General features: G+C 74.9%; 24 protein-coding genes and 1 tRNA gene. 17 read left to right on the top strand and 8 right to left on the bottom strand.

Annotated features, from left to right (window positions below):
* Positions 1 to 21 precede the first annotated feature (21 nt).
* Entirely contained in the window at positions 22 to 2,205 is a 2,184-nt protein-coding gene (locus QWY28_RS00635; RefSeq protein WP_300950367.1) for a GAF domain-containing sensor histidine kinase, read from the top strand.
* Positions 2,202 to 2,870 carry a response regulator transcription factor gene (locus QWY28_RS00630; protein WP_300950366.1) on the top strand — a complete coding sequence of 223 codons (669 nt, stop codon included), beginning with the start codon at positions 2,202 to 2,204 and terminating at the stop codon, positions 2,868 to 2,870. The genes QWY28_RS00635 and QWY28_RS00630 overlap by 4 nt, the downstream gene beginning before the upstream one ends.
* Before the next feature lie 39 nt (positions 2,871 to 2,909).
* Here the strand turns inward: QWY28_RS00630 and QWY28_RS00625 are convergent, their stop codons facing one another.
* Positions 2,910 to 3,788, bottom strand: coding sequence for an AraC family transcriptional regulator (locus QWY28_RS00625; RefSeq protein WP_300950365.1), 879 nt, complete (start codon positions 3,786 to 3,788; stop codon positions 2,910 to 2,912).
* Positions 3,789 to 3,937: 149 nt separating this feature from the next.
* Between QWY28_RS00625 and hemQ the strand changes: the two genes are divergently transcribed.
* The 3 genes from hemQ to QWY28_RS00610 all read left to right on the top strand — a co-directional run bounded on the left by hemQ (position 3,938) and on the right by QWY28_RS00610 (position 6,118).
* Positions 3,938 to 4,657 carry a hydrogen peroxide-dependent heme synthase gene (gene hemQ, locus QWY28_RS00620; RefSeq protein ID WP_300950364.1) on the top strand — a complete coding sequence of 240 codons (720 nt, stop codon included), beginning with the start codon at positions 3,938 to 3,940 and terminating at the stop codon, positions 4,655 to 4,657.
* 131 nt (positions 4,658 to 4,788) lie between these two features.
* Entirely contained in the window at positions 4,789 to 5,196 is a 408-nt protein-coding gene (locus QWY28_RS00615; protein ID WP_300950363.1) for an STAS domain-containing protein, read from the top strand.
* A gap of 37 nt (positions 5,197 to 5,233) precedes the next feature.
* On the top strand, positions 5,234 to 6,118 hold the full coding sequence (locus QWY28_RS00610; protein WP_300950362.1) for a hypothetical protein: 885 nt from the start codon (positions 5,234 to 5,236) through the stop codon (positions 6,116 to 6,118).
* Between the two features lie 72 nt (positions 6,119 to 6,190).
* Here the strand turns inward: QWY28_RS00610 and QWY28_RS00605 are convergent, their stop codons facing one another.
* A complete protein-coding gene (locus QWY28_RS00605; protein ID WP_300950361.1) occupies positions 6,191 to 8,677 on the bottom strand; it encodes a PIG-L family deacetylase in 2,487 nt (828 codons plus the stop codon).
* Positions 8,678 to 8,815: 138 nt separating this feature from the next.
* Between QWY28_RS00605 and QWY28_RS00600 the strand changes: the two genes are divergently transcribed.
* Positions 8,816 to 9,955 carry a helix-turn-helix transcriptional regulator gene (locus QWY28_RS00600; RefSeq protein WP_300950360.1) on the top strand — a complete coding sequence of 380 codons (1,140 nt, stop codon included), beginning with the start codon at positions 8,816 to 8,818 and terminating at the stop codon, positions 9,953 to 9,955.
* A 46-nt stretch (positions 9,956 to 10,001) separates the two neighbouring features.
* Here QWY28_RS00600 and msrB read toward each other — a convergent pair whose 3' ends face one another.
* Entirely contained in the window at positions 10,002 to 10,418 is a 417-nt protein-coding gene (gene msrB / locus QWY28_RS00595) for a peptide-methionine (R)-S-oxide reductase MsrB (RefSeq protein WP_300950359.1), read from the bottom strand.
* Positions 10,419 to 10,537: 119 nt separating this feature from the next.
* Here msrB and QWY28_RS00590 point away from each other — a divergent pair, with 119 nt between their 5' ends.
* From QWY28_RS00590 to QWY28_RS00570, 5 genes are all read left to right on the top strand, one after another.
* The gene (locus QWY28_RS00590; RefSeq protein ID WP_300950358.1) at positions 10,538 to 11,638 is read left to right on the top strand and encodes a ferredoxin reductase; all 1,101 of its coding nucleotides are present in this window, start codon (positions 10,538 to 10,540) and stop codon (positions 11,636 to 11,638) included.
* Positions 11,639 to 11,718: 80 nt separating this feature from the next.
* Positions 11,719 to 12,972: a fatty acid desaturase family protein gene (locus tag QWY28_RS00585; protein ID WP_300950357.1), complete on the top strand. Its 1,254-nt coding sequence runs from the start codon at positions 11,719 to 11,721 to the stop codon at positions 12,970 to 12,972.
* Entirely contained in the window at positions 12,972 to 13,442 is a 471-nt protein-coding gene (locus tag QWY28_RS00580) for a hypothetical protein (RefSeq protein ID WP_300950356.1), read from the top strand. Before QWY28_RS00585 ends, QWY28_RS00580 begins: the two co-directional genes overlap by 1 nt.
* Positions 13,443 to 13,460: 18 nt before the next feature.
* Positions 13,461 to 14,564 (top strand): DNA polymerase domain-containing protein, encoded by a 1,104-nt coding sequence (locus QWY28_RS00575; protein WP_300950355.1) that lies wholly within the window; start codon positions 13,461 to 13,463, stop codon positions 14,562 to 14,564.
* 19 nt (positions 14,565 to 14,583) lie between these two features.
* Positions 14,584 to 15,060 carry a DinB family protein gene (locus QWY28_RS00570; RefSeq protein ID WP_300950354.1) on the top strand — a complete coding sequence of 159 codons (477 nt, stop codon included), beginning with the start codon at positions 14,584 to 14,586 and terminating at the stop codon, positions 15,058 to 15,060.
* Positions 15,061 to 15,100: 40 nt separating this feature from the next.
* Here QWY28_RS00570 and QWY28_RS00565 read toward each other — a convergent pair whose 3' ends face one another.
* Complete coding sequence (locus QWY28_RS00565) at positions 15,101 to 15,442, bottom strand: hypothetical protein (RefSeq protein WP_300950353.1); 342 nt, start codon at positions 15,440 to 15,442, stop codon at positions 15,101 to 15,103.
* 76 nt (positions 15,443 to 15,518) lie between these two features.
* On the opposite strand from QWY28_RS00565, the gene QWY28_RS00560 reads away from it, so the two are divergent.
* On the top strand, positions 15,519 to 16,505 hold the full coding sequence (locus QWY28_RS00560) for a sulfotransferase family protein (RefSeq protein ID WP_300950352.1): 987 nt from the start codon (positions 15,519 to 15,521) through the stop codon (positions 16,503 to 16,505).
* 17 nt (positions 16,506 to 16,522) lie between these two features.
* Here the strand turns inward: QWY28_RS00560 and QWY28_RS00555 are convergent, their stop codons facing one another.
* From QWY28_RS00555 to QWY28_RS00540, 4 genes are read right to left on the bottom strand one after another with little or no spacing between them, the layout of a single operon-like run.
* Entirely contained in the window at positions 16,523 to 19,219 is a 2,697-nt protein-coding gene (locus QWY28_RS00555; protein WP_300950351.1) for a stealth family protein, read from the bottom strand.
* Positions 19,216 to 20,118: a hypothetical protein gene (locus tag QWY28_RS00550; RefSeq protein ID WP_300950350.1), complete on the bottom strand. Its 903-nt coding sequence runs from the start codon at positions 20,116 to 20,118 to the stop codon at positions 19,216 to 19,218. Before QWY28_RS00550 ends, QWY28_RS00555 begins: the two co-directional genes overlap by 4 nt.
* 1 nt (position 20,119) lies before the next feature.
* Positions 20,120 to 20,656, bottom strand: a complete 537-nt coding sequence (locus QWY28_RS00545) for a hypothetical protein (protein WP_300950349.1) — start codon at positions 20,654 to 20,656, stop codon at positions 20,120 to 20,122.
* Positions 20,657 to 20,666: 10 nt separating this feature from the next.
* Complete coding sequence (locus QWY28_RS00540; RefSeq protein ID WP_300950348.1) at positions 20,667 to 21,815, bottom strand: ATP-dependent DNA ligase; 1,149 nt, start codon at positions 21,813 to 21,815, stop codon at positions 20,667 to 20,669.
* A 277-nt stretch (positions 21,816 to 22,092) separates the two neighbouring features.
* Between QWY28_RS00540 and QWY28_RS00535 the strand changes: the two genes are divergently transcribed.
* The 5 genes from QWY28_RS00535 to QWY28_RS00515 all read left to right on the top strand — a co-directional run bounded on the left by QWY28_RS00535 (position 22,093) and on the right by QWY28_RS00515 (position 25,681).
* Complete coding sequence (locus QWY28_RS00535) at positions 22,093 to 22,482, top strand: GIY-YIG nuclease family protein (RefSeq protein ID WP_300950347.1); 390 nt, start codon at positions 22,093 to 22,095, stop codon at positions 22,480 to 22,482.
* 473 nt (positions 22,483 to 22,955) lie between these two features.
* Positions 22,956 to 23,034, top strand: a tRNA-Gln gene (locus tag QWY28_RS00530).
* 1 nt (position 23,035) lies between these two features.
* Positions 23,036 to 24,526: a bifunctional UDP-N-acetylglucosamine diphosphorylase/glucosamine-1-phosphate N-acetyltransferase GlmU gene (gene glmU / locus QWY28_RS00525; RefSeq protein ID WP_300950346.1), complete on the top strand. Its 1,491-nt coding sequence runs from the start codon at positions 23,036 to 23,038 to the stop codon at positions 24,524 to 24,526.
* A gap of 34 nt (positions 24,527 to 24,560) precedes the next feature.
* Positions 24,561 to 25,541 (top strand): ribose-phosphate diphosphokinase, encoded by a 981-nt coding sequence (locus QWY28_RS00520; RefSeq protein ID WP_300950345.1) that lies wholly within the window; start codon positions 24,561 to 24,563, stop codon positions 25,539 to 25,541.
* The gene (locus QWY28_RS00515; protein WP_300950344.1) at positions 25,541 to 25,681 is read left to right on the top strand and encodes a hypothetical protein; all 141 of its coding nucleotides are present in this window, start codon (positions 25,541 to 25,543) and stop codon (positions 25,679 to 25,681) included. The genes QWY28_RS00520 and QWY28_RS00515 overlap by 1 nt, the downstream gene beginning before the upstream one ends.
* Positions 25,682 to 25,768 lie beyond the last annotated feature (87 nt).

Genomic DNA, 25,768 nt, shown 5'->3' with positions numbered 1-25,768 from the left:
GGCCGGCAGCACACTGTCCCCGTGGACCAGGCCGAGGCACGCGCGACCGGCGCGCGACCCACGTCCGCCCCAGCCACGCCCGCCCCAGCCACGCCCGCCCCAGCCACGCCCGCCCCAGCCACGCCCGCCCCAGCCACGCCCGCCCCAGCCACGCCCGCCCCAGCCACGTCCGCCCGCACCACGCTCGACGTCCCCGTGCTCGCCCTGCCGCTGCTGTGCGCGGCCGGCGCCGGCCTGGCCGTGTGGCTGGAGTCGCGGCTGCCGGCCCGCATCCCCGGCGACGGGCTCGCCCCCGGCGCGGGCTGGAGCACCGGCCTGACCGGCCTGGTGCTGGCCGCGCTCGCCGCCGTCGTGCTCTCCCACGACCGGCGCCAGGGCCTGGGCTGGGCGCTGGCCTGGTCGGGGGTGTTCTGGACCCTCGACGGCATCGCCGAGGCGTGGTTCCGCACCGGCCTGGCGAGCGACGAGCCGCTGCCGCTGATGACCTTCACGGCGTGGTTCCTGCTCCGCTTCACCTCGCTGCTGCCGGTGACGGTGGCCGTGGTGGCCCTGCTGTTCCCGACCGGTCGCTTCCTGCCGGACCGGTGGGGCACGGCCGGCAAGGTCGCGCTGGGCGTCATGCTGCTGGGCTCCCTGGCGTACGTCGTCGCCCCCTCCGACGGGTTCGACGACGTCGGCCGGCTCCCGGTCGGCGTCGACCCGGACCCGACGACGCTGCCGCTCGGCACGACGGCCGGTCCGCTCCTCGCGGCGGCCGGCGCCGCCTCGCTGGTCGCCCTCCTCGTCCCGGTCGCGACCGTCGTGGTGCGCCACCGCCGCGCGATCGGGCTGGAGCGGGACCGGGTGCGCTGGCTGCTGTGGGGCGTGGTCGCCGTCGTGCTGCTGGTGCTGGCGACCGTGCTGCTCGACGTCGGCGCGGCCGAGCCGTACGTCTTCCTCGTCGTCGTGTGCCTGCTGCCCGCCGCGATGACCGTCGCGGTCGTCGCCCCCAGGGTCGTCGACGTCGACGCGCTGCTCGGGCGGACCCTGGCCTACGGCGGGCTGTGGACCGCGCTGCTCGCCGTCGACCTGCTCACGGTCGCCGCGCTCACCCGTGCGCTCGGCGACGCGCTCGCCCAGCGCGAGGTCGTCGGGGTCGTGCTGCTGCTGACGGTCCTGCTCTACGGCCCGCTCCGCCTGCGGCTGCAGGCGCTGGCCCGCCGGCTCGTGCTGGGCCGCCGCGAGGACCCCTACGACCTCGTCGCCGGGCTCGCCTCCACCCTCGAGACCGCCGACGAGGGCCCCGAGCAGCTGGCGGCCGTCGCGGAGGCGGTCGCCGAGGCGTTCGGCGTGCGGTACGTCGGCGTCGAGGTCGACCGGCCCGGCGGCGAACGGCTCGAGGCCGTCCACGGCGAGCGGCCGCAGGAGACCCGGACCCTGCCGATCACCTACCGCGGCGCCGAGGTCGGGCGGCTCGTCCTGCCGGCGCGCGGCCTGCGCAGCCGGCTCACCCGCCGCGACGAGCAGCTGCTCGGCGACCTCGTCCGCCAGGCCGCCACCGCCGCCCGCACCAGCCGCCTCGCCGAGGAGCTGCAGGAGAGCCGCGAGCGGCTCGTCGTGGCCCGCGAGGAGGAGCGTCGGCGGATCCGCCGCGACCTCCACGACGGGCTCGGCCCGTCGCTGAGCGGCGTGGTCTTCCGCCTCGAGTCCGCCCGCCTCCGCGTCGAGCGCGACCCGCAGGGCGCCCGCGAGGAGATCGCCGCCACCAGCGCCCTGGTCCAGGACGTCGTCGGCGACGTACGCCGCCTGGTGCACGACCTGCGCCCGCCGGCCCTCGACGACCTCGGCCTCGTCGGCGCGCTGCGGCAGCAGGCGGACCGGGCCGCGGTGCCCACCGAGGTGCGCACCGAGCCCGCCGACGGGCTCGGCCCGCTCCCGGCCGCGGCCGAGGTGGCGGCGTACCGCGTCGCCGGCGAGGCGCTCACCAACGTCGTCCGCCACGCCCGCGCCTCGCGCTGCGTGGTCCGGCTCGTCCGCACCGACCGCGCGCTGGTCGTGGAGGTCGCCGACGACGGCGTGGGCGTCCCGGCCGACGCGCAGGCCGGCGTCGGGCTGGTCTCCCTGCGCGAGCGGGCCGCCGAGCTCGGCGGCACCGCCGAGGTCACCTGCCCTCCCGGCGGCGGCACCGTCGTCCGGGCCACCCTGCCGCTGAGGAGCACCCGATGACCGCGTCCACCGGCATCCGCGTCGTCGTGGTCGACGACCACCAGATCGTCCGCGACGGGCTGGTCGCGCTGCTCCGTGCGCTCGACGGCATGGAGGTCGTCGGCGCGGCGGCCGACGGGCGCGAGGCGCTCCACGTCGTCGGGGAGACCGCGCCGGACGTGGTCGTCATGGACATCCAGATGCCCGGGCTCGACGGGATCGAGGCCACCCGGTTCATCACCGGCCGGCACGCCGGCACCCGGGTGGTGATGCTGACGATGAACGAGGACGACGAGACCGTCCTGGCGGCGATCCGGGCCGGCGCGAGCGGCTACCTGCTCAAGGGCTCGGGCGCCGAGGAGGTGCAGGGCGCGGTGCGCACCGCCGCGGCGGGCGGGATGGTGTTCGGGGCCAGCCTGGCCGGGCGGGTGGCGACGTACTTCGCCGGCCTCAGCGCCGCATCGCTGCGCTCGGCCGACGACCCGTTCCCCGACCTCACCGACCGCGAGCGGAGCGTGCTGGAGATGCTCGCGGCCGGCCGTTCCAACGACGCGATCGCCGCCGAGCTGTACGTCTCGGGCAAGACCGTGCGCAACACCGTCTCCACGATCTACGCCAAGCTCCACGCCGCCGGCCGCGCCGAGGCCATCGTCAAGGCGCGGGAGGCCGGCTACGGCCGCGGCTGAAGCGGAGGGCCCCGCCGGCGCAGGTGGGTCCCGGAGGCCTCAGCCCGGCTCGACCGGCAGCCACAGCTCGACGGTCGCGGTCGAGAAGTCCTCCGCGCGCTCGAGCACGGCGACGACCTCGGGGCCGCGCCGCAGCCGCCACGGGTTCGACGGGAACCACGAGGTGGCGGTCGCCGCCCAGGTCTCCTGCAGCCGCTGCGGGTAGGGGCCCGCGGCTCGGAAGACCGCCCACGTGCCGGCCGGCACCGCGATCGCGTCGAGGTCCTCGGGCAGGTCCCGCTCGCGGGTCACGGCCACGCCGTGGAGGTAGGTCAGCTCCGAGCCCTCCGCCCGGTCGGGGTCGAGGTCGTCGCTCACCGCGAGCAGCCCGGCCGGCTCGGTGTCCGACAGGCCCTTGAGCCGGGCGTGCTCCGTGGGCGGGATCGACGCGACGTGCGCGGCGACGTGCGGGTTGACGCCGGTGTGCACGAGCGGCACGCGGGCGGCGTGGCCGACCAGCGTGAAGGCCGGGCGGTCGACGATGCGGATGTCCATGGGGGTGCTCCCTTCGACGGTCAGGTGGAAGCGCAGCCGCTGCTGCGCGCGGAGGGGGCCGCCGTCGCGGCGTACGTCGCCGGGCGAGCTGACGTGGACCGCGCGGAACGCCCGGCCGAACGCCTCGGTCGACCCGTAGCCGTGCCGCACCGCCACGTCGAGCAGGCCGGCGCCGGCCACGACCTCCGCGGCCGCCAGGGTCATCCGGCGCCGGCGCACGTACTCCGCCAGCGGCATCCCGGCCAGCGCCGCGAACATCCGCCGCAGGTGGTGCTCGGTCGTCCCCAGGGACCCGGCGAGCGCCGCCACGTCCGCGTCGTACGACGGGTCGTCGGCGAGGTGCTGCTCGACCAGATCCACGGTCCGGTTCAGCGCGTCGATCACATCTCTTCCTCCACGTTCCTGCGCGTTCCTCCGCGCCCATCCTGGGGCCCCGCCGGGGCGCCGCGCCCGATCGACGGGGGCCCGGTCGGTCGGGTGGGGTGATCGGGTCGACAGCCGCCGCGGGGACGGGGCCCGGCACAATGGAGGCCATGAGCGAGACCAAGTCCAACGCCAGCCGCGTCCGCGAGATCAACGACTCGATCCGCTACACGATGTGGTCGGTGTTCCGGCTCCGCGACGTCCTCGGTCCGGTCGGGGGAGGGGCGGACCGCGCGGCCGAGGGCGCCGAGGTCGAGACGCTCTTCGCCGAGCTGGCCGAGGCCGACGTCGTGGTGCGCGGGGTCTACGACGTGAGCGGGCTGCGCGCCGACGCCGACGTCATGGTGTGGTGGCACGCGGCCGACTCCCAGGAGCTCCAGGCGGCGTACCACCGCTTCCGCCGCACGGCCTTCGGCTCCCGCCTCGAGCCGGTGTGGTCCCAGATGGCGCTGCACCGCCCGGCGGAGTTCAACAAGAGCCACGTCCCGGCGTTCCTCAACGACGAGGAGCCCAAGCAGCACGTGTGCGTCTACCCGTTCGTGCGCTCCTACGAGTGGTACCTCCTCGACGACGGCGAGCGCCGGCGGATGCTCGCCGAGCACGGCAAGATGGCGCGCGACTACGCCGACGTGCGGGCCAACACCGTCGCCAGCTTCGCGCTCGGCGACTACGAGTGGCTGCTGGCCTTCGAGGCCGACGAGCTCTACCGCATCGTCGACCTGATGCGTCACCTGCGGGCTTCCGACGCGCGCCGGCACGTCCGCGAGGAGGTGCCGTTCTACACCGGTGCCCTCACCCCGGTCGCCGAGCTCGTCGACCGGCTTCCCTGAGCCCCCGCCGGGCGGTCGAACCTGGCCCGGTCACCCGGCCGGGCTGGCCCGGTCGGGTGGTTCTCGTCGACGACCGGGCCATTCCGGTCCGGCGCCCGTGTCGCCCCCGGTCGCGCCTCGTTGCGCCGGGCATGGGAGAGGGAACGATCGTCGGGCTGGACGTCACCGTCGAGGCGCTGCCGCGGCACACCGTGCTGCGGCTGGCGGGCGAGGTGGACCTCGCGGAGGTCGAGGCGGTACGCCGCGCGGCGCTCGCCGCGGTCGGGTGCGGGCGCGACCTGCTCCTCGACCTCGGCGCGGTGACCTTCGTCGACGCCTGCGGGCTGGCGACCCTGGTGGCGGTGCGCCGTGCGGCGCACGCGGCCGGCCTGCGCTGCCACGTCGTCGAGCCGAGCGGCGTGGTCCGCCGGGTCGCGGCGCTCACCCGGTCCGAGGCCGCCCTCGGCTGGGACCTCCCGGTCCGCGGCCGGCGCGGCCCGGCCCGTCACCGGCGCCCGGCCGCCCACCGCGAGCACCCGCCGCGGCCGCGCCGCCCCTGACCGGGAACCCCGCCCGCGGGGACGGCGTCGTACCCGCATGCGCTCCGTCGTGCGTCGGTCCCTGCCCGTCCTGCTGCCGGCCCTGCTGGTCCCCGTCCTCGCCGGGTGCGGGGACGACCCCGGCGCCGCCGCGGGCGAGACCGCCCCTGGTCCGACGGGCAGCCCGACGGCGACCCCGGTCCTCGACGGGGAGCTGACCACGCGGCACCCGGTCACCGTGCTCGACGACGGGGACGGCGCCGAGCTGTGCCTCGGTGGCCAGCTGGACTCCTACCCGCCGCAGTGCGGGGGACCGGCGCTCGTGGGCTGGGACTGGGCCGAGCACGCCGGCGCGTTCGAGGAACGGTCCGGCGTGCGGTGGGGAACCTTCGTGGTGACGGGGACCTTCGACGGGGAGTCGTTCACGCCCTCGTCCGTCGTGCCGGGCTCCGCCTGGGAGGAGCCGGCCGGCCCGGACGAGGAGCCGCGTGACTTCACCGCCCCGTGCGGGGAGCCGCCGGGCGGATGGGCCGCGGCAGGCTCGCCGGGCGCTGCGGGCGGCGGGTCGCCCGGGCTGTTCCGCGCCGCGGAGGAGCTGCCGCGCTACAACGAGGCGTGGGTCGACTCCGCGTCCTCGCCGGTCGTCGTCACCGTGCGGCTCGCGGAGGACGACCCCGCGGCGCTGGCCGAAGCGGAGGCGACCCTGCGCGCGGTGTGGGACGGGCCGCTGTGCGTCGTCGGCGGGGCCCGGCACACCCACCGCGAGCTGGTGGCCGTCCAGCAGGCCGTCCTCGACCTCCCGGGCGTCCTCGGCGGCGGGGTCTCGGACGACCGGGTGAGCGTCGACGTCGTCGCCGACGACGGGTCGCTGCAGGCCTGGCTGGACCGCGAGCACGGCGAGGGCACGGTGCGGGTCGGCTCCGCCCTGGTGCCCGTCGCCTGACCGGCTCCTTCTCCGCCTCGTGATGCCCACCGTGCGCCAGGGCGCACGCTGGGCATCACGAGGCGCTGGAGCTCAGAGCTCGTGGTTGGCGCGGAACACCCCGGCCGGGTCCACGGCCGCCCGGACCGCGCGGACCCGGTCGGCCACGCCCGGCTCGAACGCGGTGGAGGTGTCCGCGACCCGCCGCTCGGCGAAGTTGAGCACGCACCGGTCGCTCGACCACGGGGCGAGCGCCGCGACGACCGAACCGGCGGCGGCGTACCCCGCCTCCGCGGCGGCGGGGGTCGGCGCCATCGCGACGCAGAACAGCGCGTACGCACCCGGCAGCGAGGCCAGCGCCCCGCCGCCGGGAGCGGGCCGGGCGAGCGCGCCGCCGAGGTGACGGAGCTCGGCGAAGGTCAGCCCGGTCCGCGTCCCCGGCCCGACGACCCGCAGCAGCTCCTCGACGGCCGCGTCGGGCAGCGCGTCGAGGACCGCGTGGTCCGAGACCGCCGGTGACGGTCCGGGCGGGTCCATGTGCACGCCGAGCAGCGCCGGCGCGGGGATCCGGCCGAAGGTGTCCATCTCCGGGGCGAGCGCCCGCAGCGGCGCGAGCAGCTCGGCGGCGCGCTCGTCCTCCTCCAGCACGGCGCCGTCGATCACGACCAGGTCGCGCCCGGAGAGGAACGGCGGCAGCTCGGGCAGCGGCGGGAAGCTCATCACGCGCAGGGACGTCGTCACCGACTCCGGCACCGTGCGCGTCCACGACGCCCAGGCGCGGACCACCTCCGGGGCGTGCTCGCGGTCCCACAGCAGCATGCCGGCGTGGACGTCGCGGAGCTCGAGCAGCGCGAGCTCGATGGCGACCACGACCCCGAGGTTGCCGCCCCCTCCGCGCACCGCCCAGAAGAGCTCGGGGTTCTCCTCGGCGCTGGCCCGCAGGAGGGAGCCGTCGGCGGTCACCAGCTCGACGGCGGTGATGCTGCTGGCGGCCAGCCCGTGCCGGCGGCCGTAGAACGACAGCCCGCCGCCCAGCGCGTAGCCCGCGACCGCGACGTCGGGGGCACTGCCGTGGAGCGCGGCCAGGCCGTGCTCCGCCGCGGCGACGGCCACGTCCTGCCAGAGGGTCCCGCCCACCACGCGGGCGGTGCGGGTGGCGGCGTCGACGGTGACGCCGGTGAGCTCGGAGAGCCGGACGACGACGGTGTCGCCGAGCGAGGTCTCCGCGAGGGCGGCGGCGCCGTGGCCGGTGCTCTGCGGCGCGACGCGCAGGCCCGCGGCGACCGCCGCCGTGACGGCCGCCCGCACCTGCGGCACCGACCGCGGCACGGCCACCGCGGCGGGGCGCTGCTGCGCGGCGAGGTTCCAGGGCGTCCGCGCGGCGTCGTACCCGGGGTCGCCGGGCAGGTGCAGCTCGCAGTCGGAGGACCCGAGGTGGGCCCGCAGGATCGCCGCGGGGTCGGTGTGGAGCGGGGTGAGGGTCATGCTCGTTCCTTCGTGAGTGGGTGCGTGATCGGTGGTGCGGGGGATCCAGGTCGTCTCGGCCGGGCCGCCGGCCCACGGCGGGTCGACGCGCACCAGGCGGTCGACGGCGAGGAAGCCGTGCTGCAGCTCCTTGTCCATCGCGTCGAACGGCGGGACCTGCGAGGCGTGGGTGCGGATCGCCTGCCAGCGCAGGTCGAGCAGGTCCGCCACGTCGACGTACGTCGTGATGTCGGCGTCGGGCGTGCCGAGCGTCGTGGTGGCCGGGTCGGCGCCGGTGAAGGCGGCCATGAGCGAGCGCGCGAGGCAGGAGAGGTACGTCGCGGCCGGCCGGTGGGCGGCGGTGTCGAGCGCCGCGAGGACCGCGTCGCGGACGGCCGCGTGGTCGCGGTGGCCGTCGCTCGCGTCGAGCGTGACGACCACGTCGGGGCGGACCTCGTCGTAGAGCGCGGCGACCCGGTCGCGCAGCCCAGCCGGGTCCGCGGCGTCGAGCGAGCCGGGCGCGGGCGGGCCGTCGACGCCCGAGTCGAGGTAGCCGAGCACCTCGACCCGCTCGACGCCCAGGAGCGTGCACGCGTCGCGCAGCTCCCGCTCGCGGGCGGTCGGCAGGTCGGCCCGGGTGAGGCCGCTGCCCGGGGCGGGCTCGCCGAGCTCGCCCCGGGTCGCGCAGGCGACCACCGTGCGGGCGCCGGCCGCGCTGGCGTGGGCGAGGACCGAGCCGCAGCCGAACGCCTCGTCGTCGGGGTGGGCCACCACGACCAGCAGGCGCGGGCGGACCGAGGCGTCGAGCGCGACGAGCATCCCGCGCAGGTCCAGCGCCGGCACGGCCCGCACGGCGACGTACGGCGCCGCGCCGGTGGCCGCGAGCCGCTCGGCGAGCACGTCGAGGACGCCCTCGGCGGCGGCGGGGTCGGTGGTGCGGACGGTCAGCGAGGCGAGGTCCGCGGGGTCGCGACCGGCGCGGTCGAGGTCGTCCTCGAGCCGGGCCAGGGCGAGGGCCAGCTGGGCGGCCGGGTCCTCGGCGTGCAGCAGCCGGCCGGCGTCGTCGACCGGGGTGGCGGTGAACGCTCCGGTGGGTGTGGTGGTCTGCATGGTCATGGTGACCACGCTCGGGCCGGGGCAGGGCGCGGGACCATCCCGATCCGGCGGGGACCTGCGAGCCGCCCGCCCTGGTGGTCTCGACCACCCACAAATGTGGGATGTCGGTCGCCGGGGTCGGCGCGCACACTCGTCGGCATGCCCCGAGGTCTGACCGCCGAGCGCGTCCGTCAGGACGTCGACGTCGTGTCGCGCGCCGGCCTGGACCTCGAGACGTTCCTCGAGGAGGCCGTCGAGTCCCTCGCGCGCGCCGTGCCCTGGGTGAGCGCGTGCCTGGCGACCCACGACCCGGGCACCCACCTGCTGACGAGCGCGCGGAAGTACGGCGCGCTGCGGTCGATGAACTCGCGCGACCACGAGTTCGGCCTGATCGAGTACGGCACGGTCGAGCCGACTGCCTTCACCGAGCTCGCGGTCACGCGCACCGCGGCCGCGGGCGTGCACCAGGTGACCGGCGGCGAGGTGGAGCGGTCGGGCCGGATGAGCAGCTTCATGGTGCCGAACTTCGGGTTCACCGACGAGGCCCGGGTCGTCTTCCGCGACGGCAACGAGGTCTGGGGTGGGATGGCGCTGTTCCGCGGGGACGGCGACCGGCCCTTCGACGACTCCGAGGTCGACTTCCTGGCCGGCGTCTCGACGGCGTTCGCGCGCGGCGTGCGGACCGGGCTGCTCACCCGGATGGCCGACGCGCCGGCACCGTCGGTGGCCGCACCGTCCGGGCCGGCGGTGCTCATCGTCGGCTCCGACGACGAGATCGTGCAGATGAGCGTCGGGGCCGAGGAGCGGATCGCCGACCTCATCGCCACCTCACCAGCCGCGGGCGACCCGCTCAGCCCGGTCGCCGCGCTCGTGGGGGCCGCGCGGCGCTACGCCCGGGGGGAGACCACCACGCCGCCGCGGTGCCGGGTCCGCGCGGCGAGCGGCATGTGGCTGGTGCTGCACGCCTCGCCGCTGACGTCCTTCGGCGACCGCGGCGGCGACGTCGTGGTCACGATCGAGGAGGCGCGGCCGCCGGAGATCGTCGCGCTCGTGGTCGCCGCGTTCGGGCTGACCCAGCGCGAGCGGGACGTCACGCAGCTGGTGCTGCAGGGGGTCGACACCAAGGAGATCGCCGCGACGCTGCACGTGTCGACGTACACCGTCCAGGACCACCTGAAGTCGGTCTTCGACAAGGCCGACGTCCGGTCCCGCCGCGAGCTCATCGCCCGGATCTACTTCGACCAGTACGTCCCGCGGATGGGTTCCGAGCTCGGGCCCTCGGGGTGGTTCAGCAGCTGACCTGCCCGGACACGTCGCGGAGACCCGCAGACGAGCCAGGCCCGGGTCAGCCCTGCTCGGCGGGCTGGGTCGCCGGCTCGAGGGTCAGGCTGATCGAGTTGATGCAGTACCGGTCGCCGGTGGGGGTGCCGTAGCCGTCGGGGAAGACGTGCCCGAGGTGGGAGCCGCAGCTGGCGCAGCGGACCTCCACGCGCCGCATGCCGTGGGAGTTGTCCTCGATGTACTCGATCGTTTCGGTCATCGGCTGGTAGAACGACGGCCAGCCGCAGCCGGAGTGGAACTTGGTGTCGGACTCGAACAGCGCGGCCTGGCAGGCGCGGCAGCGGTAGACGCCAGTGGTCTCGGTGTCGGTGTACTCACCGGTGAAGGCGCGCTCGGTGCCGGCCTGGCGCAGCACGGCGTACTCCTCGGGGGACAGCTGCTCGCGCCACTCCGCGTCCGACTTCTCGACCTGGTAACCCATGCCTCCCAGCGTACGGCGGGGCTCCAGCAGGCCCGCTGTCGCGGACAGCCCGTTGACCGGTCGGGAGAACATGTGTTCACTGAGGGTGCGACGGACGTCACGTGGGTATTGGGGGCGACATGGCAGGCACCATCCCGTGGGAGCGGGTCCGCAAGGCGGGCCACACGCTCACCACGCCGCTCGACCCGGACGACTACCTCCGGTTCCTCAACCCGTTGTGGACCTCGCGGGAGCTGCGTGGGCGCGTGGAGGAGGTCGTGCCCGAGACCGACGACGCAGCGACGCTGATCATCCGTCCCGGCTGGGGCTGGCGCTACCGCCACCGGCCCGGGCAGTACGTCGGCATCGGGATCCAGGTCGACGGCAAGTTCCAGTGGCGGTCGTACTCGGTGTCGTCCGCGCCCCGGCGCAAGGGCCGCACGATCGCGATCACCGTGCGGGCGATGCCCGAGGGCAAGCTGTCCTCGCACCTGGTCAAGGGGCTCGAGCCCGGCACGATCCTGCGCCTGGCACTGCCCGAGGGCGACTTCGTGCTGCCCGACCCGCCGCCGGCGAAGATGCTCTTCCTCGTCGCGGGCAGCGGCGTCACGCCGGTGATGTCGATGCTGCGCACGCTCGACCGCCGCGGCACCCTCGACGGCGCCGACGCCCCGGACGTGGTCATGCACTACTCCTCGCCGACGCCCGACCGGATGATCTTCCGCGAGGAGCTCGAGGCGCTGGCCGAGAAGCACGAGCGGCTCACCCTGCACCAGCTGCACACCGACACCGACGGCATGCTCGAGCTCGACCACCCCGAGAAGGGGCTCGACGGCATCTGCCCGGACTGGCGCGAGCGCGAGACCTGGGCGTGCGGCCCCGGCCCGATGCTGGACGCGATCACCGAGCACTTCGAGCAGGCGGGTCTCGAGGAGCAGCTGCACCTCGAGCGGTTCTCCCTCAAGCTCGGCGGCGAGGGCGGGGAGGGCGGCACGATCAGCTTCCGCAACTCCGGCAAGTCCATCGAGGTCGACGGTGCCACGACGGTCCTCGAGGCCGGCGAGCAGGCGGGCGTCGGCATGCCGTACGGCTGCCGGATGGGCATCTGCCACACCTGCACCCTGACCCTGGTCGAGGGCACCGTGCGCGACCTGCGCAGCGGCGACGAGTTCGGCCAGCCCAACGAGCCGGTGCAGACCTGCGTCACCGCCGCCGTCGGGGACTGCACCCTCGACATCTGAGCACCCGAGTCACCTGAGCCCCCGGCTCGAACGAGCAGCACCCACCACCGGCACGACCCGACACCACCACTGGAGGCCCCGTGGCCATCGCGGACGTCAAGGAGTACACCCACCTCTCCGAGGAGGAGGTCGAGCAGATCGGGCGGGAGCTCGACGCCATCCGGCAGGAGATCGAGGACTCGCGCGGCGCCGCCGACGCGGCGTACATCAACCGCCTCATCAAGATCCAGCGCGGCCTCGCCGCCGCCGGCCGGGTCTCGATGCTCGCGGGCACCTGGGGCGGCCGCTGGGCGCCGAAGGCCACGAAGCCGGCGCTCGTCGCGGGCGCCACCTTCCTCGGGCTGGCCAAGATCCTCGAGAACATGGAGATCGGCCACAACGTCATGCACGGCCAGTGGGACTGGATGAACGACCCGGAGATCCACTCCTCGAACTGGGAGTGGGACACCGCCCAGCCGGCCGAGCAGTGGAAGCACTCGCACAACTACATCCACCACCAGTTCACCAACGTGCTCGGCCACGACAACGACATCGGCTACGGCATCCTCCGGATGGCGCGCGAGCAGCGCTGGCACCCCTACTACCTGGGCCAGCCGGTCTACAACGCGCTGCTCGCCACGCTCTTCCAGTGGGGCGTCGCGCTCCACGACCTCGACCTCGAGCGGATCCGCAAGGGCGAGAAGGACCCCAAGGAGATGAAGCGGCAGCTCGCGCAGATCTTCCGCAAGGGTCGCAACCAGGTCCTCAAGGACTACGTCGTCTACCCGGCGCTGTCCGGCCCGCGGTGGAAGGAGGTCGCGGTCGCCAACGCCACCGCCAACCTCAGCCGCAACCTGTGGTCCTACGTGATCATCTTCTGCGGCCACTTCCCCGACGGCGCGATGCACTTCACCGAGGAGGAGCTCGAGGACGAGACCCGCTCGGAGTGGTACCTGCGCCAGGTGCTGGGTGCCGCGAACTTCAAGGGCGGCCCGCTGCTGCACATCATGAGCGGCAACCTCGGCTTCCAGATCGAGCACCACCTGTTCCCCGACCTGCCGAGCAACCGGTACGCCGAGATCTCGGTCAAGGTCCGGGCGCTGTGCGACAAGTACGACATCCCGTACACCACGGGTCCGCTGCACCGGCAGTACGGCCAGGCGCTGCGCACGATCATCAAGCTCTCGGTGCCGAACAGCTGGACGACCAGCAACGACCCGGCCCCGCCGGAGCGCTCGGACACCGCGAACGAGCCGTCGAAGGACCGTCGTCGCAAGTCCGACGAGGAGCGCCAGCCGCGGCGTGCCGAGCTCGGCGCCTGGACCCGCTCGCCCCGGGAGAGGAGCCACGACTGATGGATCCCGCCCCACGCGCGTTCGGCGAGCTCCCGACCGACCCCGAGCTGGGGGTGCCGGTGCCGTTCGCGGCCGGCACCGACGTCGGGTACGGCGACCGGCCGGCCGGCGCGCCGCTGTCGGCCCGCGGGCTGGACAAGCGCCGGGTGACCCAGTGCGCGCTCAGCCGGGTCTGCGGGGTCTGCGGCGCCACCCTCGGCCGCCCGCTGGCCTTCGTCGGCACGCGGACCGAGGTCGACCGGCTGGCCTTCCACCTGCCCCCGGCGCACCTGTCCTGCGCGCAGGCCCTGCTGGCGGCGTACGCCCCGGTGGGGGAGGCGGTGCTCGGGCTCGACGCGCCGCCGTCGGCGTGGGTGCTGGCGACGACCGCGAGCTTCGAGTTCGTCCGCCCGGGGCGCGACGACACCGACAAGCGGCCGACGTTCCAGCCGAGCTCGGCGCTCACGGAGGTCACGCCGGCCGGGCGTTGACCCCGCTAGCGTGGCCCCATGGCGAAGGCAGCGGCCGCGACGGTCGTGGCGGGGGACCGCGAGGTCCGGGTGACCAGCCCGGACCGGGTGATCTACCCGGCGACGGAGAGCACGCCCGAGGTGACCAAGCTGATGGTCGCGGAGTACGTCGCGTCCGTCGGCGACGGGCTGATGCGGGCGCTGCGGGGCCGGCCCACGGCGCTCGAGCGGTGGCCCGCCGGCGTGCACCCCGGCATCACGCTGGCCACCGGCCGGCCGGGTGAGAAGGCCGACGCCTTCTACCAGAAGCGGGTCCCGAAGGGGGCGCCGGACTACCTGGAGTCGGTGGAGATCACCTTCCCGTCGGGGCGCACCGCCGAGGAGATCTGCCCGACCGAGATCGCGGTGCCGGTGTGGTGCGCGCAGATGGGCACGCTGACCTTCCACCCGTGGCCGGTGCGGCGCGACCCGGCGTCGGAGACCTGGGCGGACCGCCCCGACGAGCTGCGGATCGACCTCGACCCGCAGCCGGGCACGGGCTTCGCCGACGCGGTCCGCGTGGCCGGCCTCGCGCGCGAGCTGCTCGAGGAGCTCGGCATCCGCGGCTATCCGAAGACCTCCGGCAACCGCGGGGTGCACGTCTACGTGCGGATTGAGCCGCGCTGGGAGTTCACCGACCTGCGGCACGCCGCGATCGGCTTCGGTCGCGAGCTGGCCCGCCGTGACGACGGCGTCACCGTCGAGTGGTGGAAGGAGGAGCGCGGGGAGCGGGTCTTCGTCGACTACAACCAGAACAACCGCGACCGCACCATCGCCTCGGCGTACTCCCTGCGCCCGATCCCCGGTGCGCCCGTCTCCACCCCGGTCACCTGGGAGGAGCTGTCGACGCTCGACGACCCACGGGGGTTCAACCTGTTCACGGTGCCCGACCGGCTTGCGGACGGCGACCCGTGGGCCGACATCGACGACGTCGCGCACTCCCTCGAGCCGCTGCTGCGGCTGTGGGAGGAGCTGCCCGGCGGCGAGCTGAACTTCCCGCCGGACTACCCGAAGATGCCGGGCGAGCCGCCGCGGGTGCAGCCGAGCAAGAAGGTCGCCTCGCACTGGGACGAGGACGGCAACCGGGTCGAGGACGCCCGGTGATCGCCCTGGTCGGTGCCCGGTGACGGACGTGCAGGTGGCCGGCGAGCGGGCCGTGCTGGAGGCGATGGTCGACCGACAGCGTGCGGAGGTCCGCGCGCTGCTGGAGGACCTCACCGAGGCGGAGGCGCGCGAGCGGCTGGTGCCGTCGCTGACGACCGTGCTCGGGCTGGTCAAGCACGCGACCTTCGTCGAGCGGGTGTGGTTCCACAGCCGGGTCGCCGGCGTGCCGCGCGCGCAGGTCGGTCTCCCCGACACGGTCGAGGAGAGCTTCGTGCTCGACGACGGCGACACGATCGCCTCCGTCCGGGCGGCCCACCTCGCCGCGTGCGAGCGCTCACGCGAGATCGCTGCGGAGCACGACCTGGACGAGGAGTTCCCCTGGCACGCCGGCCCGGTCAGCCTGCGCTACGTCCACGCCCACCTGGTCGCCGAGCTCGCCCGGCACGCCGGCCACGGCGACATCCTGGTCGAGCAGCTGCGGGCCCGACGGCGCTGAGCGCGGGTCGACCTCGGTCGGTCGCGGTCGGTCCCGGGGGTCAGCCGGCGGCGTGCTCGACGAGGCTGAGCGCGTAGCCGGCGTCGCCGGGGACCGCCCGGGCGACCTCGCGCCAGTCCTGGTCGGCGAGGCGACGGACATAGGCGCGCACGTCGGGCTCGCGCGAGCCCAGGAGCAGCAGCCGCCGTCGGTCCGGTGCCACGACGTCCTCGACGGGCAGCACCAGCTCGAGCTCGTGGACGACCGGCGCGGCGGTCGCGTCCTCGAACCGCACGCGGAGCACGGCCCGGGTCCCGTCCGGCCGCTCGGCCCACACCGCGGCCCGGCCCTCGTGCTGCACGGACCCCGCGGCCGGTGCCACGGGCAGGAAGTCGGCACCCATCGCTCTCACGGTCGCGCAGCCTACTGAGCGCGGGTCCGGGTCGGGACGAGAGCCGGTTCGCGTAGCCTCGGCGCCCGTGAGGCTCGTCATCGTCACCGGCTCCGGCCGCAGCGGCACCAGCAGCGTCGCGGGCACCCTCAAGCGGCTCGGGCTCCACGTCCCGCAGCCGGAGGTGGAGGCCGACGAGTCCAATCCGCGCGGCTACTACGAGCCGCTGTGGGTCACGGAGTTCCACAAGCGGCTGCTCAACCCGGTCCCCGTGCGCACCATCGACACCCGGCCCACGGCCGCCGAGGTCGCCGCGGGCGCCGTCACCCCCGAGGTCGAGGCGGAGCTGCGCACCTGGCTGGCCGAGGTGGTCGCGCTGGGCGAGCCGCAGGTGCTGGTCAAGGACCCGCGCGAGTTCTGGGTCCACGACCTGTGGCTGCGGGTCGCGGGCGAGCTGGGGGTGGAGGTGTCGACGCTGACGATGCTGCGCCACCCGACCGAGGTGGTGCGCTCGCGCGACACGGCGTACCTCACCGCCCAGTCCGACTCCTTCCGCCGCCAGCGCGAGACCGCGAACGTCGCGGCGTGGGTCAACGCCGCCTTCCTCACCGAGCAGGCGACGCGGGCGCACCGCCGCGCGTTCGTGCTGTACGCCGACCTGGTCGCGGACTGGCGCTCGGCGATGACCCGCGCCGGGGACCAGCTCGGGATCACCTACGCCGGGCCGCTGGACGCACCGCACCCGGTCGACGAGTTCGTCGACGTCCGGCTCAACCGGTCGCAGGTCACCTGGGACGACATCACCGTCGCCCCGGCGCTGCGCTCGCTGGCCGACCGGACCTGGGCCGCGATGGCCACGCTGGTCGCCTCGCCCCACGACGAGGGCGCGGTCGCCGAGCTCGCGGGCCTGCAGGAGGAGTACGTCGCGATGTACGACGCCGCTGCCGCGATGGCCTCCGACGAGACCCAGGCGCAGGTCGCCGCGGTCCGCCGGCAGCTCAAGGAGCGGCTCGCGGTGAAGAACGAACGGATCGAGAAGCTGCGCGCCGAGCTGAAGGCGCTGCGCCCCACCTGAGGGCGGGCCTGACCCGCTCAGCGCTCCCAGGGCGCGGCGACGGGGTAGTACTCGGCGTAGAAGTCCGCCAGCAGGCGGTCCAGCCGGGCGGCCGTCACCGCGTGGTCGTGGTGGTCGCCGAGGCAGAAGAAGTCCTGCTCGCGGTCCAGCAGCCGCTGCAGCTGCCACTCGACGTCGCTGTTGCTGACGTTGACGAACGCGTGCTCGGCCGTGCCGACGTACGCCGTGCCGGTCGCGAGGCCGTAGTGCTGGGCCAGCGAGCTGAGCAGCGACACGTCGGTCTCGGAGCGGAACGGCGCCCGCGCGGTGCGGTCCACGTCGCCCGCGAACCGCTCGGCGATCTCGGTGAGCACCGAGACGCGGTGCGGGTGCGGGGTGTGCGCGAGGGTGCTGGTGGTGGTGACGCCGAACGCGTCGCGGAGCAGCCGGCGGTTGTTCCAGGCGGCACGGAGGTACGCCGGCGCGCCGGGCGCGTCGTCGGGGCCGACGGTCGTGGCGGAGAGGAACACGGCGTTCTGCCCGGCCGGCGTGAACAGCTGCTCGGGCCGGACCGGCCGGCCCAGGAACACGTCGTCGTTGAGGTAGACCCACTGCTCGCTCAGCCCCGGGATGCGGTGCAGGCCGGTCTCGATGGCGTGGGAGCTGAACGTCGGCAGCGCGTCCGCGGGGAGGATCTCGCGGTGGTCGACGACGGTCACCTGCGGGTGGTCGGCGAGCCACTCCGGGCGCTGGCCGGCGGTGACGAGGTGGATGTTGCGGACCCACGGCGCGAAGAGGTGGACGCTGCGCATCGAGTGCCGCAGCTCGTCGCGGTGGACGAAGCGCGCCCGCCCGCTGGCCTCGCGGGTGGCCGCGGTGCCGGTGACCTGGGCGAGCCGGGCCGCCCGGGCGTCGTTCCACGTCGGGTCGTCGCCGTCGACCCAGGTGTAGACGACGTCGACGGGGAAGCGGCACTGGTCGAAGGTCGGCTCGGCCATGAGCGGCAGCGTCCGGACCGCCACGCCGTCGACCTCGTGGTCGACGAGGTCGGTGCCGAGCGGCACGAGCTGGACCCACCGGTTGCGGCGGGGCGCGACCAGGTCGCCGTCGACGGTGGACTCCCAGAACTGCACGTCCACCCCGCAGTCCTGGGCGAGGAGCCCCGGCCGGCCGGTGCGCGGGTCGGTCGGCCACGGCTCGAGGGCGACCTGGGTGGTCATCCCGCGCCGCAGGTCGCGGGCGAGGCCGGCGACCGGTCCCCGTCGCTCGTGCCAGCCGTGCTGGGCCGGGTCGCGCAAGGAGAGGTACGCCGGGACGTCCGCGGCGGCCAGGTGGTCGAGGAGCTCGCGGCGGGCCGACATCGGCACCACGACGGTCGGCGGGGCGGCGCCGTCGCGCGGCACCACGAACCACGCGTCGCTGGCGGTCCGGGCCGCGTCGACGGCCAGGCGCAGCGCGGTGCGGCGGGCCTCGGTCGGGGTGACGCCGGCGGCCTCGACCCGGTCCGCCGTCGACCGCGGCCGGCGGGGCGGCTTGGCGAGCGCCCGGGCCTCGAGGCGTCCGCGGCCGGCCCGGCGGGCGCGCGCGTCGGCGAAGACGCCGAGCCACCGCTCGGCGAGCGCGTGGGCGTCGTACTGCCGGGCGGCGCGGTGCGCGCTGGCGCCGAGGCGGTGGCGCAGCTCGTCGTCGGTGGCCAGGCGCAGCAGCGCAGCGGCCATGCCCGCGACCGACTCGGGCCCGACCAGGAGGCCGGAGACCTCGTGCTCGATGATCTCGCGCGGCCCGGAGGCGCAGTCGAAGCTGGCGACCGGCACGCCGGCGGCCATGGCTTCCTGGACCACGAGCGGGAAGCCCTCGGCCCGCGAGGTCAGCGCGGAGATGCTCGCCCGCGCCCACTCGCCGCGCATGTCGGGCACCGCGCCGGGCAGCTCGACGCGGTCCCAGAGCCCGTCCTTGCGGACCTGGCGCATGATCTCGGCGCGCTGCGGGCCCTCGCCGCAGATGCGCAGCCGCCATCCGGGGAGCCGGTCCGCGACCTGCCCGAACGCGGCGACCAGCTTCGGAAACTGCTTCTCCTGCACGAGCCGGCCGGCTGCCACGACGACCTTCTGGTCCAGCCGGGAGCGGGGGACGAAGCCGATCGGCAGGGGGTTCGGGACGACCACGGTCTCGGGCGCGACCTCGCCGAGCCGCTCGCGCAGCCACGCCTCGACCGTCGGGGTCAGCAGCGCGACGACGTCGGCCTGCGGCGCGTAGGTCAGCAGCGGCTCGAGGCCGGAGGTGCGGTCGGAGGAGGAGCGGTGCTCCTGGTGGACGACGGTGACGTGGTCGGGCAGCAGCTGCACGGCCGCGGCGAGCAGCGCGGGGGTGACCGTCACCAGCACGTCCACGTCGAGCGCGGGCAGCGCGGCCTCCATCGCGACGTCGGTCAACGCGGAGAACTGGCCGTCCCAGCGGGCCGGCACCAGCGCCGACTCCCGGTCGGCGAGGGCGGTCGCGACGGCCGGGGTGACGCCCGGGACCGGCGGTGCGCTGGGGTCGCGGTCCTCGCGGACGTCGACGAGGTACTGCACCGCGACCCGGTCGTCCACGTCGTAGTGCGGCCGGTCGCCGCTGCGGGTCACGCTGACCAGGCGCACGTCGTGGTCGGCGGCGAGCGCGTTGGCCTGCGTGATGGCCGAGCGCGACGTCCCGCCCATCCCGTCGAGGTTGAAGACCAGCCAGGCGATCCTCACGAGGCGTCCTCCTGCGCGTCGGCCGCGCTGTCCTGGCCGCGGGGCGGCACGCGCACGCCGAGGGTCCGGTCGGGCGTCCACACCAGGCGCCACAGCGGGCGGTCGGCGTCGTCGAGGTAGAGGTGGGGCAGCAGCGTGGCCGGGTTCGCCTCGCGCAGGTCGTTGGCGTCGCGCGCGACCGGGCGGGCCGCGGCGGCGGTGCCCGCGGTGACCGCCAGCTTCCGGCCGCGGTCCAGCGGCACGTCGTCGCGGTGGAGGACCGCGCGGCCGGCCACGATCGGCACGGTCACCACGACCTCGCCGTCGGCCCCGCCGGCCCGCAGGTGGAGCTCGCCGCCGAGCGCGCCGACCACGTGCAGCTCGACCGCGTCGCCGGTCGAGGTGACCGACGCCAGGCGGGGGAGCGGCTCGGCGACCGGCGTGCGGATCACCCGCAGCGTGCCGTCCTCGGACCGCTCGAGCGCGAACCGGACCGACCCGTCGCGGCTCGTCGGCGCCAGCGTCGGGCCGTCGTGCACGTCGGGGCCCACGTCGGCCAGCGGCGGCGTCCACACCGGCTTCGGCGAGCGGCCGCCCGGGCCGACCAGCACGGCGTCGTACGTCGCCTCGCCGGTGCCGGGCAGGACCAGCAGGTCCGCGCGGACCGAGAGGTGGCTCAGGGAGTCCTCGTGGTCGCCGACCAGGGGCACCACCTCGCCGGTGCCGGTCTCCCGGAGCGCGAGCGTGCCCGGGGCCGCCTCGACGGCCAGCCAGAGGTGCTCGCCGTCCAGGACGGCGGCGTACGCCGCGACGGGGCGCCCGCGCGGGGGCGTCGGGCGGGCGGGGCGCTCGAGCGTCGTCGCGGGGACGGGCTCGTCGGCGGGGCCGGTCTCGGTGGACCGGCGGAGGGGGAGTCGCACCTCAGAAGCCCGTGACGCCCTCGCCGCCGCCGGCCTGCTCGTCGAAGTTCTCGTGCTCGAGCAGGTGCAGCACCGGCACGCCGATCTTGCGGCGGGCCTGGGAGGTCCAGTCGACGTGGAAGAACTCGGCGACCACGTGCGGGCGGGTCAGGATGATCGCCTCGCGGCCGTCGACGGCCTTGACCTTCTCGGCCAGCGCGTGGATGGGCGGGTCGGTGACGACCTCGCCGGAGGCGGTCGCGCCGGCGGCGTGCAGCGCGTCGAGCGTGCGGGCCAGGTCGTCGCGCGAGCGCTCCTCGCAGTCGTGGCGGACAGCGTCGAGGTCGACCTCCGACATCGCCATCGCCGGGGAGGCCAGCAGCTCGCCGCCGGACAGGGACCCCATCGCGGACTCGATGCGCGCCGCGGCGTCCTCCATGGGCAGCAGGACGTGGTAGGTCACCGGCTCCTCGATCGCCTCGTGCAGCGAGCGCACCTGGGCGGCGTCGGCGGGCGTCAGCGCCTGCTCGACGAGGAGTACGACGTCGTAGTCGGCCATGGCCGTCACCCTAGTCCCCGGCCGGGTCGGCCGCGGGCGCCCCGGGGGCGGCGCTGAGCACCTCGGCGAGGTCGTAGCGGACCGGCTCGTCGAGCTGGTCGTAGCCGCACGAGGCCGGGTCGCGGTCGGGCCGCCAGCGCTTGAAGTGGGCCGTGTGGCGGAAGCGCCGGCCCTCCATGTGGTCGTACTTCACCTCGAGCACCCGCTCGGGCCGCAGCGGGGTGAACGACAGGTCCTTGCCGACGCTCCACCGGCTCTGGGTGCCGGGGACGCGGTCGGGGTTGGCGATCGCCATCTCGCTCCACGCGCCCCACGGGTGCTCCTCGGGCGGGCAGACGAGCGGCTGCAGCTCCTGGAGCAGCTCGGCGCGACGCTTCTCGGTGAAGCTGACGCTCACGCCGATGTGCTGGAGCGAGCCGTCGGCGTCGTACAACCCGAGCAGCAGGCTGCCCAGCAGCGGCCGCTCCGGCGTGCTCGTCTTGTGCTCGCGGTAGCCGGCGACCACCACGTCCGCGGTCCGCTCGTGCTTGACCTTCATCATCGTCCGGCCGTTCTGGACGTACGCCGCGTCGAGCGGCTTGGCGACGATCCCGTCGAGGCCGGCGCCCTCGAAACGGGTGAACCAGCCCTCCGCCTCCGCGGGGTCGGTCGTCGCCCGGGTCAGGTGGCACGGGCCACGGCCCCCGACCAGGTGCGCCAGCGCTTCCTCCAGCGCGGCCCGGCGCTCGGCGAACGGCCGCTCGACGTACGACTCATCGCCCAGCGCCAGCAGGTCGAAGGCCACGAAGCCCGCCGGCGTCGTCTCGCTGAGCATCGTCACGCGGGAGGCCGCCGGGTGGATCCGCTCTTGCAGCACCTCGAACTCCAGACGGTCCGCCCCCGAGGCCGAGCGCTGCGCCACGAACAGCTCGCCGTCGAGCACGCACCGCTCGGGCAGCTGCTCCTTCACCGCCGCCACCACCTCGGGGAAGTAGCGCGTCAGCGGCTTGGTGTTGCGGCTGGTCAGCTCCACCTCGTCGCCGTCGCGGAACACGATGCAGCGGAACCCGTCCCACTTCGGCTCGTACAGCAGCCCGCCCGCGTGCTTGGCCGGGTCGGGCACCCCCGCCACCGACTTGGCGAGCATCGGCTGGACAGGTGGCATCACGGGCAGGTCCACGCCCCCGAACCTAGCGAGGAACGGGAACGCCGTCCGGGAGGTCCCTGCTGGTCGAGCAGCGAGGTGCACCAGCGCCGGCTGTTGGTCGAGCAGGGAGGCGCGCCAGCGCCGAGCGTCGTCGAGACCCGGTGGGGTGGCTGCGGTCCACCGCTGGTCGAGCAGGGAGGCGCGCCAGCGCCGAGCGTCGTCGAGACCCGGTGAGGTGGCTGCGGTGTCGGGGACGGTCGCTGGGCCTCGACGACGTCGCGGACGCTCGCTGCTCGACCAGCGGTGGGCGGTGAGCCGCCTCGTCCACAGCCGGCCGGCCGTCGTGCGTGGCTCCGCCGGGATCGGGCAGGAGGCGACCATGGCCTGGACCTACATCCTCGAGTGCGCGGACGGCAGCTTCTACGTCGGCAGCACCACCGACATGGCGCGCCGGTTGAGCGAGCACGACCTGGGGCTCGGCGCGGCGTACACGCGTCCGCGACGCCGCCGGCCGGTTCGGCTCGCCTGGTGCGCGGAGCTCGGTCGCATCGACGACGCCTACGCGTTCGAGAAGCAGGTGCAGGGGTGGAGCAGGGCGAAGCGCCAGGCCTTGATCGACGGACGGTTGGACGACCTGCCGGTGCTGGCCCGCGGGCGTTGCCGGCCGCCTCCGTCACCCGGGGCGGGGGAGCGCGGCTGAGGCCCTGCGCCGGTGCGGGGGTCTCGACGACGCTCGCTGGCGCTCGCTGCTCGACCAGCGGCGGACCCGTTGTCGAGCAGGGAGGCGCGCCAGCGCCGAGCGTCGTCGAGACCCGGTGAGGTGGCTGCGGTGTCGGGGACGGTGGCTGGGTCTCGACGACGCTCGCTGGCGCTCGCTGCTCGGCCGGCGGTGGGCGGCGTTCGCTGGCGCTCGCTGCTCGACCAGCGGCGGACCCGTTGGTCGAGCAGGGAGGCGCGCCAGCGCCGAGCGTCGTCGAGACCCGGTGAGGTGGCTGCGGTGTCGGGGACGGTGGCTGGGTCTCGACGACGCTCGCTGGCGCTCGCTGCTCGACCAGCGGTGGGCGACGTTCGCTGGCGCTCGCTGCTCGGCCGGCGGTGGGCGACGCTCGCTGCCGCTCGCTGCTCGACCGGCCGGCGCTCATCTAGGCTGGGCCGGTCCTCCACGGGGGACATTCCCCGGTTGGTCTGCCGGCAGGGCCCGCCTGACTTTGAATCAGGACTAGCGACGTAGGTTCGACTCCTACCCGGGGAGCGTGACGAACAACCTGACGGTCATCGTGCTCGCTGCCGGCGGCGGCACCCGGATGCGGTCGAAGACCCCGAAGGTGCTGCACCCCGTCTGCGGGCGCAGCATGGTCGGGCACGTGCTGCACGCCGTGCGCGCGGTCGAGCCGCGGCAGGTGGTCGCGGTGGTCGGCCACCAGCGGGAGCTGGTCGCGCCCCACGTGGAGGAGCAGCTGCCCGGCGTCGTGCTCGCGGTCCAGGAGGACCAGCTCGGCACCGGCCACGCCGTGCGGGTCGCGGTGGAGGCCGCCGGCGGGATCGGGGCCGGCACGGTGCTCGTGGCGTACGGCGACACCCCGCTGCTCGAGGGCGAGTCGCTGCGGGCCTTCACCGCCGAGCACGAGGCGGCCGAGCGGGCGGTGAGCATCCTCAGCGGGATCGTGCCGGAGCCGTTCGGGTACGGCCGGGTCGTCCGCGACGGCGACGGCGACGTGGTGGCCATCGTGGAGGAGAAGGACGCGACGCCCGAGCAGCGCGAGATCCGCGAGATCAACTCCGGGATCCTCGCGTTCGACGCCGCCTTCCTCGCCGAGGCGCTGCCGCGGATCGGCAACGACAACGCCAAGGGCGAGTACTACCTGACCGACTGCGTCCAGCTCGCCCGCGACGCCGGCCTCACCGTCGGCGCCTATCCGCTCGAGGACGTCCTGCAGACCGAGGGCGCCAACGACCGGGCACAGCTGGCCGACCTCGGCCGTGAGATGAACCGCCGCATCGTCACCCGGTGGATGCGCGCGGGCGTCACGGTGATGGACCCGGCCACGACGTGGATCGACTCCGAGGTCGAGCTGGCCCAGGACGTCACGATCCTCCCGGGGACCCAGCTGCTCGGCGCGACCGTGGTCGGCGAGGACGCGGTCGTCGGCCCCGACACCACCCTGGAGGACTGCGAGGTCGGTGCGGGGGCGCAGGTCGTCCGCACGCACGGCCAGCTCGCGGTCGTCGGCGACGGCGCGAACGTCGGCCCGTTCGCCTACCTGCGGCCCGGCACCAGGCTGGGCGAGGGCGGCAAGATCGGCACCTTCGTGGAGACCAAGAACGCCGACCTCGCGCCGGGCGCGAAGGTCCCGCACCTGTCGTACGTCGGTGACGCCACCATCGGCGAGGGCACCAACATCGGCGCCGGCACGATCTTCGCCAACTACGACGGCGTGGCCAAGCACCGCACGACCGTCGGCCGCCAGGCGCGGACCGGCTCCAACAACACCTTCGTCGCGCCGGTGACGGTCGGCGACGGGGCCGGGACCGGGGCCGGGACCGTCGTCCGCGACGACGTGCCGGCGGGTGCGCTGGCGGTCAGCGCGGGCCCCCAGCGCAACCTCGAGGGCTGGACGCTCCGGCGCCGCGCGGGCACCGCACAGGCGGCCGCGGCGGAGGCCGCGGGAGATCCCGCTCACAAAACGTCTCAGGACGACGGGGACGGAGTTGGGGGGACCCCGTCGGCAGGGGCAGAATCCTGACCGCACCCACCTCCGGCGACCAGGGAGCACCACCATGACCGGGATGAAGAAGACCACCGAGAAGAACCTGATGGTCTTCAGCGGTCGGGCCCACCCCGAGCTCGCCGAGGAGGTGGCCGGGATCCTCGGCACCGACCTCGTGCCGACCTCGGCCTACGAGTTCGCGAACTCCGAGATCTACGTCCGCTACGAGGAGTCGGTCCGCGGCTGCGACGCCTTCGTGCTCCAGAGCCACACCGCTCCGATCAACGAGTGGATCATGGAGCACCTGATCATGGTCGACGCGCTCAAGCGCGCCAGCGCCAAGCGGATCACCGTGGTCATGCCGTTCTACGGCTACGCCCGCCAGGACAAGAAGCACCGCGGCCGCGAGCCGATCTCGGCCCGCCTCATGGCCGACCTGTTCAAGACCGCCGGCGCGGACCGGCTGATCTCGGTCGACCTGCACGCCGACCAGATCCAGGGCTACTTCGACGGCCCGGTCGACCACCTGATGGCGCTGCCGATCCTCACCGACTACGTGCGCGAGCGGTACGGCCGCGAGCAGCTGTGCGTCGTCTCGCCCGACGCGGGCCGGATCAAGGTCGCCGAGCGCTGGTCGGCCAAGCTCGGCGGCGTCCCGCTGGCGTTCATCCACAAGACCCGCCGCACGGACCGGCCGAACGAGACGGTCGCGAACCGCGTCGTCGGCGAGGTCGCGGGCAAGATGTGCATCCTGACCGACGACATGATCGACACCGGTGGCACGATCGTGAAGGCCGCCGAGGCGCTCATGGCCGACGGCGCCGCGGGCGTCATCATCGCCGCCACGCACGCGATCCTCTCCGACCCGGCCGTCGACCGGCTCAAGAACAGCCCGGCCGTCGAGGTCATCGTCACCAACACCCTGCCGATCGCCCCCGAGCGGGAGTTCGACAAGCTGACCGTCCTCTCCATCGCCCCGCTGGTCGCCCGCGCGATCCGCGAGGTGTTCGAGGACGGCTCGGTGACGTCGATGTTCGACGGCCACGCCTGATGCGCGGGGTCCTCGCAGGCCCCGCCTCGACCGCCGGCGTGCGCGCGACCTGGACCACCGAGGACGGCCAGGCGGGGGAGACGACCGTCGACCTGCCCGGGCGGTGGACCTCCGCCGAGACCGAGGCGGACCGCGCCTGAGCGCACGGCGTACGCCGCCCTCCCGCGGTGATTGGGCATCCGTCGGCATCGCCCCTAGACTGCTGCGGTTGCCTCGGCGAGGGAGGG

Origin of the sequence: Nocardioides oceani (genome assembly GCF_030412965.1) — a bacterium.
GTDB lineage: Bacteria > Actinomycetota > Actinomycetes > Propionibacteriales > Nocardioidaceae > Nocardioides > Nocardioides oceani.
Note: the sequence above shows the minus strand (reverse complement) of the source record. Positions and strands in the feature narration are given on the sequence as shown.

What these genes read in the sequence shown, in the direction of transcription:
- msrB (WP_300950359.1), bottom strand. Translation starts at nt 10,418, where the DNA reads ATGGGTTACCAGGTCGAGAAGTCGGACGCGGAGTGGCGCGAGCAGCTG.
- QWY28_RS00545 (WP_300950349.1), bottom strand. Translation starts at nt 20,656, where the DNA reads ATGGCCGACTACGACGTCGTACTCCTCGTCGAGCAGGCGCTGACGCCC.
- QWY28_RS00630 (WP_300950366.1), top strand. Translation starts at nt 2,202, where the DNA reads ATGACCGCGTCCACCGGCATCCGCGTCGTCGTGGTCGACGACCACCAG.
- QWY28_RS00610 (WP_300950362.1), top strand. Translation starts at nt 5,234, where the DNA reads ATGCGCTCCGTCGTGCGTCGGTCCCTGCCCGTCCTGCTGCCGGCCCTG.
- QWY28_RS00565 (WP_300950353.1), bottom strand. Translation starts at nt 15,442, where the DNA reads ATGGGTGCCGACTTCCTGCCCGTGGCACCGGCCGCGGGGTCCGTGCAG.
- hemQ (WP_300950364.1), top strand. Translation starts at nt 3,938, where the DNA reads ATGAGCGAGACCAAGTCCAACGCCAGCCGCGTCCGCGAGATCAACGAC.
- QWY28_RS00590 (WP_300950358.1), top strand. Translation starts at nt 10,538, where the DNA reads ATGGCAGGCACCATCCCGTGGGAGCGGGTCCGCAAGGCGGGCCACACG.
- QWY28_RS00520 (WP_300950345.1), top strand. Translation starts at nt 24,561, where the DNA reads ATGACCGGGATGAAGAAGACCACCGAGAAGAACCTGATGGTCTTCAGC.
- QWY28_RS00575 (WP_300950355.1), top strand. Translation starts at nt 13,461, where the DNA reads ATGGCGAAGGCAGCGGCCGCGACGGTCGTGGCGGGGGACCGCGAGGTC.
- QWY28_RS00580 (WP_300950356.1), top strand. Translation starts at nt 12,972, where the DNA reads ATGGATCCCGCCCCACGCGCGTTCGGCGAGCTCCCGACCGACCCCGAG.
- QWY28_RS00515 (WP_300950344.1), top strand. Translation starts at nt 25,541, where the DNA reads ATGCGCGGGGTCCTCGCAGGCCCCGCCTCGACCGCCGGCGTGCGCGCG.
- QWY28_RS00600 (WP_300950360.1), top strand. Translation starts at nt 8,816, where the DNA reads ATGCCCCGAGGTCTGACCGCCGAGCGCGTCCGTCAGGACGTCGACGTC.
- QWY28_RS00605 (WP_300950361.1), bottom strand. Translation starts at nt 8,677, where the DNA reads ATGACCATGCAGACCACCACACCCACCGGAGCGTTCACCGCCACCCCG.
- QWY28_RS00615 (WP_300950363.1), top strand. Translation starts at nt 4,789, where the DNA reads ATGGGAGAGGGAACGATCGTCGGGCTGGACGTCACCGTCGAGGCGCTG.